12 protein-coding genes are annotated in these 16,675 nt (G+C 41.4%); 6 read left to right on the top strand and 6 right to left on the bottom strand.

Annotated elements, in window-relative coordinates:
• Positions 1-28 precede the first annotated feature (28 nt).
• The gene (locus D0907_RS07905) at positions 29-373 is read right to left on the bottom strand and encodes a hypothetical protein (protein WP_118844247.1); all 345 of its coding nucleotides are present in this window, start codon (positions 371-373) and stop codon (positions 29-31) included.
• A 425-nt stretch (positions 374-798) separates the two neighbouring features.
• Between D0907_RS07905 and D0907_RS07900 the strand changes: the two genes are divergently transcribed.
• Positions 799-1,218, top strand: a complete 420-nt coding sequence (locus D0907_RS07900; RefSeq protein ID WP_036968511.1) for a hypothetical protein — start codon at positions 799-801, stop codon at positions 1,216-1,218.
• A 106-nt stretch (positions 1,219-1,324) separates the two neighbouring features.
• Here the strand turns inward: D0907_RS07900 and D0907_RS07895 are convergent, their stop codons facing one another.
• Together D0907_RS07895 and msrA are read right to left on the bottom strand one after the other, a co-directional pair.
• Entirely contained in the window at positions 1,325-2,095 is a 771-nt protein-coding gene (locus D0907_RS07895; protein WP_118844246.1) for a type 2 periplasmic-binding domain-containing protein, read from the bottom strand.
• A gap of 77 nt (positions 2,096-2,172) precedes the next feature.
• A complete protein-coding gene (gene msrA / locus D0907_RS07890; protein WP_244223151.1) occupies positions 2,173-3,399 on the bottom strand; it encodes a peptide-methionine (S)-S-oxide reductase MsrA in 1,227 nt (408 codons plus the stop codon).
• 199 nt (positions 3,400-3,598) lie between these two features.
• Here msrA and D0907_RS07885 point away from each other — a divergent pair, with 199 nt between their 5' ends.
• The 5 genes from D0907_RS07885 (at position 3,599) to D0907_RS07865 (ending at position 10,845) form a co-directional block, all read left to right on the top strand.
• Entirely contained in the window at positions 3,599-5,122 is a 1,524-nt protein-coding gene (locus D0907_RS07885; RefSeq protein ID WP_118844244.1) for a leucyl aminopeptidase, read from the top strand.
• A 153-nt stretch (positions 5,123-5,275) separates the two neighbouring features.
• Positions 5,276-5,941 carry a 5-oxoprolinase subunit PxpB gene (gene pxpB, locus D0907_RS07880; protein ID WP_118844243.1) on the top strand — a complete coding sequence of 222 codons (666 nt, stop codon included), beginning with the start codon at positions 5,276-5,278 and terminating at the stop codon, positions 5,939-5,941.
• Positions 5,938-6,879, top strand: coding sequence for a 5-oxoprolinase subunit C family protein (locus D0907_RS07875; protein WP_118844242.1), 942 nt, complete (start codon positions 5,938-5,940; stop codon positions 6,877-6,879). Before pxpB ends, D0907_RS07875 begins: the two co-directional genes overlap by 4 nt.
• Before the next feature lie 391 nt (positions 6,880-7,270).
• The gene (asnB, locus tag D0907_RS07870) at positions 7,271-8,938 is read left to right on the top strand and encodes an asparagine synthase B (protein ID WP_036968523.1); all 1,668 of its coding nucleotides are present in this window, start codon (positions 7,271-7,273) and stop codon (positions 8,936-8,938) included.
• A 329-nt stretch (positions 8,939-9,267) separates the two neighbouring features.
• Positions 9,268-10,845 carry a BCCT family transporter gene (locus tag D0907_RS07865; protein WP_065979899.1) on the top strand — a complete coding sequence of 526 codons (1,578 nt, stop codon included), beginning with the start codon at positions 9,268-9,270 and terminating at the stop codon, positions 10,843-10,845.
• A 64-nt stretch (positions 10,846-10,909) separates the two neighbouring features.
• On the opposite strand, the gene D0907_RS07860 is transcribed toward D0907_RS07865, so the two are convergent.
• The 3 genes from D0907_RS07860 to D0907_RS07850 form a co-directional block, all read right to left on the bottom strand.
• On the bottom strand, positions 10,910-11,617 hold the full coding sequence (locus tag D0907_RS07860) for a 3'-5' exonuclease (protein ID WP_118844241.1): 708 nt from the start codon (positions 11,615-11,617) through the stop codon (positions 10,910-10,912).
• The gene (locus tag D0907_RS07855; RefSeq protein ID WP_118844240.1) at positions 11,617-13,515 is read right to left on the bottom strand and encodes a DUF294 nucleotidyltransferase-like domain-containing protein; all 1,899 of its coding nucleotides are present in this window, start codon (positions 13,513-13,515) and stop codon (positions 11,617-11,619) included. Before D0907_RS07855 ends, D0907_RS07860 begins: the two co-directional genes overlap by 1 nt.
• A gap of 82 nt (positions 13,516-13,597) precedes the next feature.
• Entirely contained in the window at positions 13,598-16,675 is a 3,078-nt protein-coding gene (locus D0907_RS07850; RefSeq protein WP_081759716.1) for an efflux RND transporter permease subunit, read from the bottom strand.

The following is a 16,675-nucleotide window of genomic DNA, read 5'->3' as shown; positions in this document are numbered from 1 at the left end:
TGCGTTGATACGTTTGTTATATGCAAAATTACATATTAGGCTCGCAATATTTAAGCCTTGGTTTTGGATTAAAGTAAACTAAAAAATCATTAAAGTCCTCGGCTAAATATATTCTTAACACCTGCTCCCCCCTCCAAGCCTGAAATGCAATATTCGTGACTTGTTCTTTGGAAATATGAAATACCAACTCCGCACCCAGAAAAAGTTTCACACTTACGGAGTTATTACCAAACGGTGAGTGAGTAAATATTAATTTCTCACCAGTTTCATAATCCATCAGGAATGAAAATTGCCCTTCATCTTGATCATATTCACTAGAATAACCAAAGCCTTTCTCAAAAAACTCTAGTTCCTCTGGAAATTCATAGTTCAATTTTAACTCCTGACTTCAGTGCACATAACATTTTTGTGCAACAAACCGCGCGTTTTCTTACCACACAAGCCGCACTTCTCTCAAAGTTTATTAGTAACAAAGTTATTAACTGATTGCCACATATATTAAAAGTTGGCAGTAACCATTACCTAAACTTAATAAAAGCGAGTCATTAGGTCGTGTTATTGATTATGTAAGCGCCCACACAACAACTGTATATAAAAACAGTATTTGGGTATTACTAAAAAAATAATTAAAAAGACACAGTCCCCTACTTTTCAGCCAACCACTAATTTTGAGTAATTACTCTATAGATTAAATTTCTTCATCTATCAGGTTTAATTTAATCGTTTGTTTAACTTATAGGAATATTTTAAAGTTCACTCGTTGGCAAGAAACACCAACTTAACCAAAGGAAATCTATCATGTTTAAAACACTTGTAACCACTATTGCACTTAGCTCTTTATTAACTTGCTCAGCGATGGCAGTAGCCAACCAAGCTGATTATAAACTGATGGTTATCGAGCAAGCTCACTCTTCAAACGACGTAAACAGCACATACGAAAATGCTTTCAACCGTTGTGCATTGAGCGTAAAAGAAAAGAATTTTTCAGAAGCTGAAAGCCTGTGTACCGAGGCAATTTCACTTCTTAGTACAAGTAAAGTACCAGGATACAAACGTCGCGAATTAACTTCGTTTGCATTAAGTAATCGTGGTGTTGCACGCATCATGTCAGAAAACGATACTGCAGCTCTTTCTGATTTTTATGAAGCAGTTCAAATTTCTAAAAACGAACTTGTAAATCATAACTTAACTCGCGCAAAGCAAAACTTAGCGTTGTAAAGTTACCCCACCAAATTGTTGTCGAAAGCCCGGTTCTTGTGTGTTCTGACCGGGCTTTTTTTCGCGCCTGATTTACATGATAAACCAATAAGCAAACTGTAACCCCCTATTGGCCGATACTAAATTTCTCTTTCAGTTCTTGAATTTCTTCACTATACGTAGCTAAAAATTGGTTAAACTGAGTAATAATCTCTGGATGATTAATCGTTGATACATGAAAGTCTTGTACATCTACACCGAGCAATTCATGGAAGTAGACATCGGTCGTTACATTTAACTTTTTCCGTAATTTATAGTTAAGAACATCCCGCGAGATATAAATACAATTTATTCGGTTCAATAAAAGCAAAGAAATAAGCTCCGTTGTATCCGCAGTTTCGATAACGGCAATTCCCTCTTTTACAAAATATGCTTTAAAACGTTGTGAGGTGAAACCACGCACTTTACCAAACCGGGTGCAATCAGATAATTGTGTATCAGGATTAAGACTCGCAATACCGGTTACAGTTGTTACAACAGGCTTTGAATAGACTATTTGCTTGGTTTTTGTGTAGATATCTTTAAAACTTTTTTGCCATTGCGGGTTATCTGGGTATTTAAAATCAAGGTAACTTTGCGTAATAAAATCTTTATAAAGGCGGTTTAGAGGCGTTGGGTAAAACACTATATTATAGTCGTATTTACGACCGAATAATTTTAATAACTGTGCGCTGTATCCAGTGAACCGTGAGTTATTGTTATCGCTCCCTTCGTAATAAGGTAGATATTCAATGTTCTCTACGCCTACTACATACGAGGCTCTTTCTGCGCATAATAACTGCAACGAAAATAAGCTTACTACAACAGCACTCAAACCACTTATTAGATTTATTTTCACATTTCAAACGTCACTTTTTGGGCATACATACAAGCTTAGGCTAAAAAATAACTTTGAACTAATAGCGTATCGACATTTTACTCTGCTGGAATAAATTCAAGCACCGTAGCATTAATACAATACCTATCTTTACCTTGTGGGCCTTCACCTGGGAATAAATGGCCTAAGTGGATCCCTGAACTTTTCGATTTTAATTCAATACGCTGCATTCCATAACTGTTATCTTCGTGCATGGTGACGCTGCCTTTAACGGCTTGGGTAAACGATAACCAACCTGTACCCGAATTAAAGCGGTCTCGGGTATCAAATAATGGGGCACCACTGAGTTTATCAATAAAAACCCCCTCTGGCGTATTTTTAAAAATATCATATTGCTTACAATATGGACTGTCGGTACGAGCATGAAATGCAACCCTAAACGCCTCACTGTCACCCAACTTAAACGCACCGAGCGCTTTGTAAAATTCATCTTTACTTACATACCCTTGACGGCCATACACTTCTTCACCATTTTCTATAAACAATAAAGTTGGCGTTGCCCAAGTTGGGGTCTTAATTGTCAGCCCATCGAGCTCATCGGCATAACGAAAGGTCATGGGAATAGTACCTTGGTAGTTATTGGCAACTTCTTTTTTGAACTTTTCACAGTATGGGCAATACCCTTTCGCATCAATAACCACAATCTGTTTATTTGTCAGTAAGGCACTATTATCAACGTTGGGTTTGTTGGCTGAATCAAATACCACGCCTGTTGAATGATCTGGACAATACCCATTCGGGTTTTTCTTTAAATAATCTTGATGATAATTTTCTGCTGCGTAAAATTTCTTGAGCGGCTTAATTTTTGTGACAATTGTTCCGTAACCTGCGGCCGTTAACTTTACTTGGTACGCCTGTTTTAATTCAATGGCTGTTTGTTGCTGCTGTTCGTTGCTGGTAAGAATTGTAGAACGATACTGCGTACCAACATCATTACCTTGCCGATTAAGCTGCGTAGGATCGTGATTCTCAAAATAGTGCTTAAGGAGGCTTTCTGTGGTTATTTCATTGCTGTTATAAGTGACTTTTACCACTTCAGCATAGTTATTGTCGTCGAAACGACGTGACTGACGGGTAATATTTTTATACGTTGCTTTAAATCCCTCACCATCTGCATAGCCTGATACAGCATCAATTACCCCATCCAGTGCTTCGTAGCGTTTTTCAGCCCCCCAAAAGCAGCCAGAGCCAAGTACAATAGTTTCAATATGCTGCGTAGCTTTTTGCATAGTGTCTTGTGAATACACTTTACTTGCAGTCATCATGGCACTACTGGTCAGTAATATCAGTAACATTGACTTAATTGTCATACTAATTTCCTCATTAAAGCCTGTATATTTAAAAGACCGGCGAGTTTAATAAATCATTTCACCTTAAACGCGTCTAAGCTGTGATTCACCGCTAACAATTTAACTCTTTTGTATATTTAAGATAAAAAGCACCTTTTTACATTGGGATATAATAATGAGAATTGCACATAGCCTAACCGCTCTCGCATTGGGTATAACACTTGCTACGCAAGTGAATGCAGCAGAGTTCACTTTCGCACAATCTATTAAACCAACTGACAACACATTAGTGCTGTTTTTTGATTCAAAAACAGGTGTTTCTGATTTCAATTACCTAAGCACTGAAACGCAAGCCCACTTAGATAAAGTGGTTAACTTTGCAGACTTTAAAGCCAAGTACGGAAAAACATTAGAAGTCATTGCTCCAAACAACAGTGAACATCAACGTATTTTACTTGTTGGGCTTGGTGAGCAAGCAGAACTCAATGCTGCAAAAATGGCAAAGCTAGGAGGTAATGTTCACGCTAAGCTTCACAGTGCGAAACAAGCTCCGGTTAGTCTTGATTTTTCGGTGTTGAAAGAAACAGACACAAACGCCAAATATGCGGCCGAGTTTGCTCATGGTGCTAACCTACGTGACCACCGTTTTGAAGAATACAAAAAAGAAAAAGACACCCATGTAGTTAATTACACTGTCGATGTCGAAAATATAGACCAAGCGGTCAAAAACCACACTTTACTACAACATATTGAACAAGGTGTATTTTTAGCACGCGACTTAACCAGTGAAGTAGCGACAGAGATGACTCCAGCTGACTTTGCTAAAGCCGCAAAAGAGCTTAAAAAGTTAGGTGTTAAAATCACGGTTCTAGAACCTAAACAAATTAAAAAGCTGGGTATGGGTGCGCTCGAAGCGGTTGGCCGTGGTAGTGAAGAAGGTTCACGCCTTGTTGTTGCCCATTATCAAGGTAATAAAAACACACCTATCGCGTTAGTAGGTAAAGGTATTACCTTTGATTCTGGCGGTTATAGCCTTAAAACTGGCGCTTCAATTGCACGTATGAAATCAGATATGGCGGGTGCTGCAGCCGTACTAGGCACTGTAAAAGCAATGGCGTTAGCTAAAGCCGACACCAATGTTGTTGCGGTCATGGGGATGGCAGCAAACATGGTTTCACAATTTGCTGTTGCACCGGGTGATGTTGTTCGCACAGCTGAAGGTTTAAGCGTTGAGATTGTAAACACAGACGCAGAAGGACGCTTAGTATTAAGTGACGCTATGTGGTATGCACGCGATAAGTTCAAACCCTCTATTATGATTGATGTTGCAACGCTCACTGGCTCAAAAATTGGGGCTGTTGGCAACGAATACGCCGCCGTATTCTCAAAAGACGATCAATTAATTGAGCAATTAACACTGGCTGGTAAGCAAGTAAACGAAAATCTTTGGCGCTTACCGCTGGGCTACGACGATGCGTTAAAATCTGACATTGCAGACTTAAAAAATATTGGTTCTCACGGTCCTGGTGCAACAACAGCGGCAAGTTTTTTACAAAACTTTGCGGGTGACACACGTTGGGTACACATCGATATCGCGGGTAACGCACTTAACAATAAAGCAAAAGATGAACTCGCTGAAGGCGGTACTGGCTACGGTGTACGCTTACTATCTAACTGGTTACTAAACAACAATAAGTAGCCTTTTCCTTTACTCTCTGCCAAGCTGTTGTCATTATTTTATAACGGCTTGGCAGTGTTGAGTTTTTAATTAACGCGAAAGACTCATTTACATCTTCACTACTGGGCCTATATGCTAATTATCATCAACAAATAATAAAAAGTGTGACATACAATGGCTTCTACTCAACGACCACAGATCACAGCACTGACTACGCATTGCATTTTTTTCGATGTCTATCAGTCAGGGCAAGATGTGCTTGAAACACAAAAAAAGATTTGGGCACTCGCGCAACTTTGTCGAAATTCAGGAGACTTTATTGATGTGGTGCCTGCTAATAATAACCTCACCCTTTACTTAAAAGAGTCATCTTTACTTGCTAAGTGGCAATCTTCATTACTTAGTCACTGGCATGAGATTAAAAGCAATGATTTTACCTCTACACATCATAAGCTCGCGACGGTGTATGGTGGCGATTATGGCCCCGATATTTCAGCGGTTGCTAAATACCATAATTTAACCGTAGACGACGTGGCTCAAATGCACAGCAGTGCAACGTATCATGTTTTGTTTTTGGGCTTTCAACCCGGATTTGCATACCTAGCAGGCTTAAACCCCCAGTTATACACGCCGCGCCACGAAAAACCACGCATTCATGTCCCTAAAGGCGCGGTTGCTATAGGCGGTGAGCAAACTGGCGTCTACCCCGAAGACTCTCCAGGTGGTTGGCAAATAATAGGTCATACAGATTTCAAACTGTTTGATATAAATGCACAGACACCGTGTGCAATTGCACCGGGCGATACGTTAGAGTTTGTTATTCAGGAGGTGCTAAAATGATCACCATACTCAAGCCCGGTATGCAAATGTCTATACAAGATCAAGGCCGCGTAGGTTCTCGCCATTTAGGCATTGGTCAATCAGGGTGTGTTGACCCTTATGCACAAATCATCACTAATCGTCTTGTTGGCAACCCCGATAACCATCCCGTGATTGAGATCACGCTTGGGCTTGCCGAAATACAGTTTGATAACGACTATTACATCGCCTTACATGGCACCGACATGAAAGCCACTGTGAATGGTAATGCTGTTCAACCGGGCTGGAGTTTTTATATAAAAAAAGGCGATATACTAAAGCTAAACGCAGCCCGACATGGGTTTCGAAACTATTTAGCTATTGGTGGTGACTGGCATTTACCAACGGCTATTTTAGACTCTTACTCAACTGATATTGCAGCAGGCTTTGGTGGCTTGCATGGTCATGCTTTAAAGGCGGGTGATCGTTTCGATATAACGCCTAAGTATGCAACTAAAATCGGATTAGGTGCCATGTTACCGCCAAAGAGTACACATATTCGTATTCTTGCCGGTCCGCATGCCTCAATATTACCTGATAATACATGTGATAAGTTTACAGAGCATTCATGGCATATTTCGCCTAGCAGTAACAGAATGGGCGCACGATTATTAAGCGATGAGTGTAAATTAGCGCATTCATTGTCGCTGCCCTCAATGGCAGTTATGCCCGGAAGTATTCAATTACCACCTAATGGTGAACCCATTGTTTTACTGAATGACGCGCAAACAACGGGTGGATATCCAATAATTGGTACTGTTATTGAGGCTGACTTGCGTCATTTTGCTCAGCTTAAACCCGGTGACTTCTTACACTTTGAGTTTGTTAGTCTTGAGCAAGCTCATTCAGCCCAGCAAAAGCTCGTTGCTCATCTAAATCAACTTGCAATTGCTTTAAAGTATAAAAATGCCAAAAGTTAACAGTCTAAAATGCCCTGTGTTTAAACTCGTTTGGCGTTTAATAAATGACTAACCCCTAAACCAAGTTGTCTATACAAGAGTGTATTTACTTTTCGAGACAATGTTTACAGTGAAATAAATTGTTTTTGCTGCGCCAAATTGGTGCAGCAAAAATAATTTTTACCTCGCTTATTTCATCAAATTTCTTCATTTTTACTAAAAATAATTCGTTCACTATTGTTCATACAAAGCTTTTGGATCAATCTGGTGCAAAGCCTGTGTTTTCGGTGCATAGATTATTCTTAAATAATTAAAAAACCTGTGTGACTTAGGTAATTATTTCTGTTAAAACAAAGATTCGCAGTTTTAAAATTATTGTTAACTGCGCACATAATTGGAATGAGGAGTCACTATGTGTTCAATTTTTGGGGTATTAGATATTAAATCTGATCCTGCCCAATTGCGAAGCCAAGCAATTGAGATGTCAAAACTATTAAGGCACCGCGGACCCGATTGGTCTGGCGTGTATTCATCAGAGAAAGCAATTTTAGTTCATGAACGACTTGCCATTGTTGGTGTGTCAAGTGGTGCACAGCCGCTTTATAATCCAGAGCGTACACATATTCTCGCTGTCAATGGTGAAATCTATAACCATAAAGAACTAGCGGCAAATTTAGAAACCGATTTTACCTTTCAAACTCAATCTGATTGTGAGGTTATATTAGCCCTGTACAAACAAAAGGGGCCTGAGTTTTTAGATGATTTAAATGGTATTTTTGCTTTTTGTTTATACGATGAAGAGCAAGATGCCTACCTAATCGGTAGAGACCACATTGGTATTATTCCGCTTTACACAGGTCATGACGAACATGGCAACTTTTATGTTGCGTCAGAATTAAAAGCACTATCGCCAATTTGTAAACATATTGAAGAGTTTCCACCGGGGCATTTTTTATGGAGCAAAGACGGTCAGCTACGTCGTTATTATTCACGTGATTGGCAAAGCTATGACGCGGTAAAAAACAATGATGCAAAAGTGAGTGATGTTAAAAACGGTTTAGAAGCAGCCGTTAAACGTCAATTAATGTGCGATGTGCCCTATGGTGTATTACTTTCTGGTGGGTTAGATTCGTCTGTTATCTCTGCAATTACGCAACGCTTTGCAGCAAAACGTATTGAAGACAACGACGAGTCAGACGCGTGGTGGCCTAAACTTCACTCTTTTTCGGTTGGGCTTGAGGGCTCGCCAGATTTAGCGGCAGCACAAAAAGTAGCCGATATGATTGGCACTATTCACCACCCTATTCACTTTACCATTCAAGAAGGTATTGATGCACTGCGTGAAGTCATTTACCACATTGAAACGTATGACGTAACAACCATCCGTGCATCAACCCCCATGTACTTAATGGCACGTCAAATTAAGGCAATGGGCATTAAAATGGTGCTTTCTGGCGAGGGAGCTGATGAATTATTTGGTGGCTACTTGTATTTCCACAAAGCCCCTAACGCACAAGAGTTTCATGAAGAGCTAAATCGTAAAGTCTCTAAACTTAATATGTTTGATTGCTTGCGTGCGAATAAATCAATGGCGGCATGGGGTGTTGAAGCTCGCGTACCATTCTTAGATAAAGAGTTTGTCGATATTGCAATGCGCATTAACCCAGAAGCCAAAATGTGCAAAGACGGTAAAATTGAAAAACACATCATTCGCGAAGCATTCGATGGTTACTTACCTGATGACGTATTATGGCGCCAAAAAGAGCAGTTTTCTGATGGTGTAGGTTATAACTGGATAGATACCCTTAAAGAATATGTGAGCGTGCAAGTTAGCGATCAAGAACTTGCCAACGCAAAATATAAATACCCTATAAATACACCTGATTCAAAAGAAGCGTATTTTTATCGCAGTATTTTTGAAGATCATTTCCCTGGAGATACATCAGCAAAGTGTGTTCCTCATGGGAAATCTGTTGCATGTTCAACACCTGAAGCACTTGCTTGGGATGAATCATTCCAAAATAATGCGGATCCTTCGGGTCGTGCTGCTGGCGTTCACAACGACGCTTATAAAAAATAGTAGCGAGAGCTGCAAGTCATAAGCTTGCAGCTTCTTTAGTATTAATCTGTTCGTTCTGAAACAATACTGTCATTAAACTTTTTTACTTTCTTCTTAAGTTTGTTTAAAAACCCATCAAAAAACTGAGAAAATTGATTTTATTCGGCTATTTAGCGCCTAAAGCATTTACATTTTCCCTCTAACTCCTACACTAAAGACTACTATTTGGTACTAAATTGATTTGTCTTCAAACTATTTTCACGTTTATTGCGTAAAAATATTCTTTGGGCAAACGTGTTCCAACCGGCCATTTAGCTTTCTGCTAGATAAAATTACAACAAGAGGTATTCATGAGCGAACATCATGACAAGTACAGCATCGACAATACGGATTACACTGTCGGCCAAGACAATGTACAAAAATGGGGGTTCGATGTTCACAACCCTGTTTTTGGCATTAGTGCAGGTTTAATTGCAATCTTTTTAATTGCAACACTTATTTCAGACCCCGAAATTGCAAAAGCAACCCTTAACGGTATCAAAAACGACATTATTAATAATTTTGATGGTTTTTTTATGTGGTCAGCAAACTTATTCGTATTGTTTTGCTTTGCATTAATCATTTCACCTTACGGTAATATTCGTTTAGGCGGAAATGAAGCTCGCCCTACTCACTCGCGTATTTCATGGCTTGCCATGTTATTTGCGGCCGGTATGGGGATTGGGTTAATGTTTTGGGGCGTTGCTGAACCGGTTGCTTACTACACTGGTTGGTATGAAACACCACTCGGTGTTGAAGCAAATACCCCTGAAGCCGCAAAAATGGCTATGGGTGCAACCATGTTTCACTGGGGCCTTCACCCGTGGGCTATTTATGCAGTCGTTTCACTATCACTAGCGTTCTTTTGTTATAACAAAGGTTTACCTTTATCTATTCGCTCAATTTTCTACCCTATCTTAGGCGATAAAGCATGGGGATGGCCTGGCCACCTTATTGATATTCTGGCTGTGCTTGCGACCTTATTTGGCCTTGCCACTTCCCTTGGTTTAGGCGCTCAGCAGGCCTCTGCGGGTATTAATCATGTATTTGGGACTGACGCGGGCATCGGTTTGCAAATTGGCGTTATTACTGGTGTTACCTTGCTTGCGGTGATTTCGGTCATACGTGGTATTGATGGTGGTGTTAAACTGCTAAGTAATATCAATATGGTGATTGCCTTTGTACTGCTTGTATTTGTTGCTATTGTTGGTTTTGCTGCAGCCTTTGGTAATATCCCGAATACGGTGATGGGTTATGTCGAAAACATTATTCCACTGAGTAACCCACATGGCCGTGAAGACGAAACATGGATGCACGGCTGGACTGTATTCTACTGGGCTTGGTGGATTTCATGGTCACCGTTTGTAGGTATGTTCATTGCGCGCGTATCTGAAGGACGTACAATTCGCGAGTTCTTAATTGCCGTATTACTCGTTCCTACTGTTGTTACTATCTTCTGGATGTCAATTTATGGTGGTATCGCAATTGAACAAGTGGTTGATAAAGTCGGTGTACTAGGTGAAAAAGGCCTAACCGATGTACCACTGGCTATGTTCCAAATGTTTGAAGCATTACCTATGTCTCAAGTGCTGTCGTTCATTGCTATTGTGCTGGTGTTAGTGTTCTTTATCACGTCTTCTGATTCTGGCTCATTAGTTATCGATTCGATTACCGCAGGCGGTAAGGTTGATGCACCTGTACCGCAACGTATCTTTTGGGCGACCATTGAAGGCGCAATTGCGGCTGCATTAGTATGGATTGGTGGAACACAAGCCATAGAGGCGTTACAAGCTGGTGCAGTATCAACCGGTCTACCTTTTACATTCGTGCTGTTACTTATGTGTGTGAGTTTAGTGCTTGGGCTTAGAACAGAGCCAAGAACTCGCTAGATAATATGGTATTAAAAAACGCCGCAATTGCGGCGTTTTTTTATTATGGGAATTATTACTTTAGTTAAATTAGTAACTCTCGTAATGGCGTGTCTGGTCGATAATGATACACTAATTGTGCCTGCAAAAGCTCAGCGGTTGCGATTGCATCCGTTAAGGCGTTATGATTTTGATATGCAGGTAACGAATAACGAGTTCGTGAGTCAGCTAATCTTACCGAGTCTAATTTACTGTTAAATAAACGCCCTATTAATCCCTGTTTCGCTTTGAGCGCTCTTCTTTCAAGTTCTAGGGTGTCTATTACTGCAAACTCTAAACCTTCACCTAATCGTGCGTTTAACGCTTGATACAGGAAGTGGCGTTCAATAGGAGCAAAATGCACAACAATCACTTTACCAGCTAATGCGGCTAATAACGGCTCAATTATCGACGAGAAGTCAGGCGCGCCAGTTAATTCGGAGTGTGTAATGCCATGAATGACTATTGACTCTTCATCGAGCTTTTGCCTTGGTTGAACAAGCCAATGTGCACTGTCTTTGCAATAAATTCGTTTTGATGTGAACGGCACCAGTCCGACACTAACAATATCGTCTTTATCAAAATTTAGACCGGTCGTCTCAAAATCTAACGCTACGAGGGGTACTTCACTAATCGGTAAATTAAGGTCGTTTACCGCACTTTGATAAAAATGTTGTATACAAGGATGACGACTCGTCGCTGATAGCGCTTTATAACGCGCAGGCCAGTTTTGTTTTGCGCTATTAGTGGTCATTACTTCACACCTGAATTAGCTGAATAACGGAATTTTAAGAAGTTCTGTGCTTTATCTAAAATCGCAAACGCTTCTTTTAAATTTCGCTGTTCAAAAGGCGATAGCAAATGTGGCTCTAAATCGTTGTCGGGCGCTTCATCTAGCTTTTCTATTTGCCAAGCCTGATGACGGATACGGATCATGGCGATATATTCAAGGGCATCTCGTAAGTCTTGCGCTTTTCCTTCTGGTAATAACTTGGCATCAATTATATCTTCAAGTCGTTCAAATGAGTTTTGCTTACGGCTGCCTATCGCTAAAGCATGCACACGGATTACATCAGACAAAGGGGCTGTGCCACGACGTTTTAAGTTCATTGAGCGTTTATGTTGACCATTATGCTCTAATACAAAGTCTTTAAAAAAGCCCAGTGGAGGCGTTCTATTACGTGCGTTAGCTGCCATATTCGCTAAGAAACGCTTATTGCTGCGCCCTTCTTTAGCAATAAACCGTTTTAGTTCCTCTGCCCATTTGGTTTTGCCGTAAACACCATCAAGATCAAAAAATATTGAACTGTGCAATAATGCTTGTGGTTTTGGCTCTGCTATCCAACTAGCAAATTGTTCTTGCCACTGCTCCCGCGTTAAACGCCATTTTTTAAATGACGCCATAATTTCACCATCGCAGTACTTATAACCACACTCAGCCAAGCCATCACAGACAAAGTCAGCAAGTTTTTGAAAATATTCATCATGTAGAGATTCATCAAAACTATTGTCTAGAATAATGGCGTTGTCTTGATCTGTAACGATTAATTGCTCATCCCTTGCCATTGACCCCAGTGCAATGAAGCAATAAGGCACAGGAGGCGGACCAAACTTTTCTTCGGCTAAATCGAGTAGACGCTGTTTAAATGTTCGCCCTATCACCGCCATGGCAGTGCCAATCATATGAGAATTCGCATCTTCATTAACCATTCGCACAAATACATTAGGCAACTGGCGCGCATAATAAGCTAAGTCTTCAACAGATTGCTGAGCAAGAATGCCACGCACCAGTAATAAACTACTTTGCGATTCATAGCGCAAAATATCTGATAACGAAATAACCCCAATGGGTTTTTTCTTAATAACAACGGGTAAGTGATGAATATTATCTCTGAGCATCGCTAGTACGGCTTCAAACACGTAGGCGTTGCTATCGAGTAATACAAGATCAGTCTGCATTATTTGCTGAGCATGAGCTTCGTAACTTAATCCTTGTGCAATAACACTGGAACGTAAATCGCGGTCAGTTATGATGCCAACAACTTGGCCATCGTCATCATCAGGGTCATCGCTAATGGGTTTATCAGCATCAGTAACCAATACTGACGACACCGACTCTTGTGTCATCAACTGCGCAACAAACTGAACTGTTGCATCTTTTGCGACCGTGACCACATCTCTGTGCAGTAATGACTTTACTTTTGCGGTAGTTAAATCATTGCTATCGGCTTGCTCGACGATAGCTTGGTGCAAACGTACATTACCATCAGCCTCAAAGAAATCTGCAAATGGCTCGTATTCGTCGCAATACTGGTTAAACAACTCCACATTAATGCAATAAACAAGTGTGTCTTCGAGTGCTTTTGCCGGAAAACGTACTTTACGATTCATTAGCAAACCCATTTGGCCAAATATGCCCCCCACCGTTAAGCGGTTATATAATTCACCATCACGGCGATACATTTCCACGGCACCGGTACGAATAACATATAAATCGGCTATGTCGTCACCGTAATTTAATATCTCGGTGCCAGCACGAAAATAAGCAATTTCAATTTGCGACGCTAATTTATTTATTGCCTCTTCTGGTAAGTCATCAAATGGAGCATGATCACTTAAAAATTGTGCAATATCGATGTGTTCGGCTTGCATACGCATACCTAGATTGGGTGTTTTTATTGATTGTGGAGGTAATTGGCTATTTTTTCAAAGAAAAATAGCCAATTAAGGTCGATTAAGCGTTTTCTAACTCATCGGCAAGGTGTTTAGACTCATCACCACGAGGTTTGGTAAAACGTGCTAAACCAAGGTAAATAACGGGGGTTAAATAAAGCGTGAATAATACCGCTAAGGCTAAACCACCAAACACCACCCATCCAATGGCATTACGCGCTTCGGCACCAGCTCCTGTCGACAAAATAAGCGGCAACGCACCCAGTAAGGTAGATACCAACGTCATAGCAATCGGGCGTAAACGAACTAACGCAGCTTCTTCAACAGCGACCCTCACTGAGCGACCTTGGTCACGTAATTGGTCAGCAAACTCCACCAGCAGTATCGCATTCTTAGCAATTAAGCCAATCAACATAACTAAGCCTATCTGCGAGTAAATATTTAATGACGTACCCGTTAAATACAAAGCCAAAATAGCCGACGTGATACCAAAAGGCACCGTGATCATAACCACAATCGCACTGTTTACGCTTTCAAATTGTGCCGCGAGCACGAGTAAAACAATTAAAAAAGCCAATACGTAGGTTAACAGTACTTCATTAGCGGTTTCTTCAAATGTAAGTGCTTCGCCTTTAAAGGCAAGGCTAATACCATTCGGTAAGTTAGTCTCGGAGATGTCACGAATTTTGGTGACCAATTCAGCGATAGTGACATTTTCGGGTAGTTCCATACTTAGCTCAATTGCACGACGCTGTGCGTGGCGCTCAAGCTCAGCTGCCACGCCTTCTTCAGTAATCGTTGCAACACTGCTGAGCGGCACAAGCTGACCATCTCGCGCCCCAACGTATAAGTTGGCCAGATCATTTGGATTAGTAATGGTTTGATTTTGTGCCTGCAACATAATAGGAATTGATTGATCACCAATGTTTAAATCAGCAATATCATCACCATTTATCGCCGCTCTTAACGTGATTGAAATATCACTTAAAGACACACCAAGCTCCTCTGCACGGCGTCTGTCTATATTAACCCGTAACTGTGGCTGCGACGGTTGGTACGAAATTCTCACTGGCGCAACCTCTGGAATTGCGTTTTCTATTTCAGCTGAGAATGCCTGCGCTGCTTTAAATATTTCTAAATAATCTTGGCCAAGCAGCGCCAGCTCAATGCCACCCCCTTGACCACGCAAATTTAGACTGTTTGAACCACCAGGGTAACCAGCTGCACCAGGAATATTACCCAGCGGTCCACGTATTTTATTAATGATTTCTTGCTGACTAAAGTGACGCTCATCCCAATGCTTTAAAGGCACGGTAATGAATACAATATTGGGATCCCATTGCCCAACAACGGTATATATTGACTCAATTTCGCCACTTTCTACAAAAGGCAGTAATATATCTTCCATTTGCACGGCTTGCCTATCCATAAAGTTAAGGCCGACCCCGTCGGGGCCACGCGCAAAAATTCGAATTTTGCCTCTGTCTTCTGTGGGCAATAATTCGTTATCAAGGTTCATATACAGTGCACCTGAGCCCGCAGCGACAATTAAGCACACAAAAAATGTAATCCATGCATGGTCTAATACACCATGAATCGTGCGTTTATAAACAGCCGCTAAGCCATGCCCAAGTTTTGCAAATGGATGAAATCCCCCTTGCTTTAATTTAAGTTTAGAGGTTAATGCAGGGACTAAAGACAATGCGACAAAACTAGAGATAATCACTGCGCCCGCGAGCACTCCACCAAATTCACGAAACAACCGCCCCGCTGTTGATGGTAAAAACGCAATAGGTACAAATACTGCGGCCAATACAGCCGTGGTGGCCACCACCGCAAAAAATACTTCGCGAGTACCAATTACCGCAGCGGCTCGCCGCCCAAGTCCTAGGCCGCGTTGACGTTGAATATTTTCACTCACCACAATCGCATCATCAACAATTAAACCTGTCGCTAATACTAAAGCCAGTAACGTTAATATGTTGATTGAGAAACCCAACGCCCATATCAGCGCGAGCGATCCAATTAAAGCAACGGGAATCGCAAAAGCAGGCACCAGTGTTGCGCGCCAAGAGCCAATAAACACCCACAGCGTTATAACAACTAGCAACACGGTGAGTAACAACGAGTTGATTACTTCGTCTACTGAGCTGCGAATAAACTGTGCGTCGTCGGAGGTGAGCGTAAATTCCATTTCGGGGAATCGCACACGCATTTTTTCAATCAGTGTTAATACTTCATCTGAAATTTCAATGGTGTTCGACTGGGCTTGACGAATAATCTCCATGCCAATAACAGGTGTGCCATTTAATCTTACGAACGAACGAGGATCTGCAGGGCCAAAATACACAGCGGCGACATCGCCGATACGCGTGTCATCACGAACAATAATATCTGCGACTTGTTCTGCTGAAATTGAAGTGGCATCAGCACGGACGATGACTTGTTGATCGCTCGACTTTAAACTCCCTGCCGGAACATCAAACGGCGCTTGGCGTAATACATTAGCAATGTCGGGCACAGTGAGATTAAAGCTGCTTAATTTAAGGGGATCGATTCTAACCCTTAAAACTCGTTCACGGTCACCATTTAAACGTACATCAGCCACACCGGGAATGGTTAAAAATTGCGGGGCTAAGTCTACATCAACGCGTTCGGTCAGTGCTTCAAGAGATAATGTATCACTCGAAACAGTTAGTGACACAACCGCTTCAGCGTCGTTGTCGGCCTTAATAATTGATACCCGTTCAACTTCTTCGGGAAGTTCGCGTTGTACCCGTGCAACCGATTCACGCGTTTCGTTTGCAGCATCATCTAAGTTAACACCCGGGCGAAATTCGACCACGATACGTGCGTTGTTTTCTTCACTTTGCGCGCGAATCGACTTTACCCCACTTACACGTGCGACTGCACCTTCAAGTTTACTTGTTACTTCGGTATCAACTGTTTCAGGTGAACCACCCGGAAACGACGCTGACACCGTAATGCGTGGCCTGTCTACATCTGGAAGCTCTCGTACTTCTACGCCAGCAATCGCAGCAATACCCGCAATAATGATCAATAAGTTCAACACCACAATTAAAACAGGTCGGCGAATTGCCATTGACGGCAAGTCTTCCATCATTGGTTGTTGCTTCAT

The sequence above is a fragment of the Pseudoalteromonas lipolytica genome, assembly GCF_003515105.1.
Classification (GTDB): domain Bacteria; phylum Pseudomonadota; class Gammaproteobacteria; order Enterobacterales; family Alteromonadaceae; genus Pseudoalteromonas; species Pseudoalteromonas lipolytica.
This window is presented reverse-complemented; position numbering and strand designations above follow the sequence as displayed.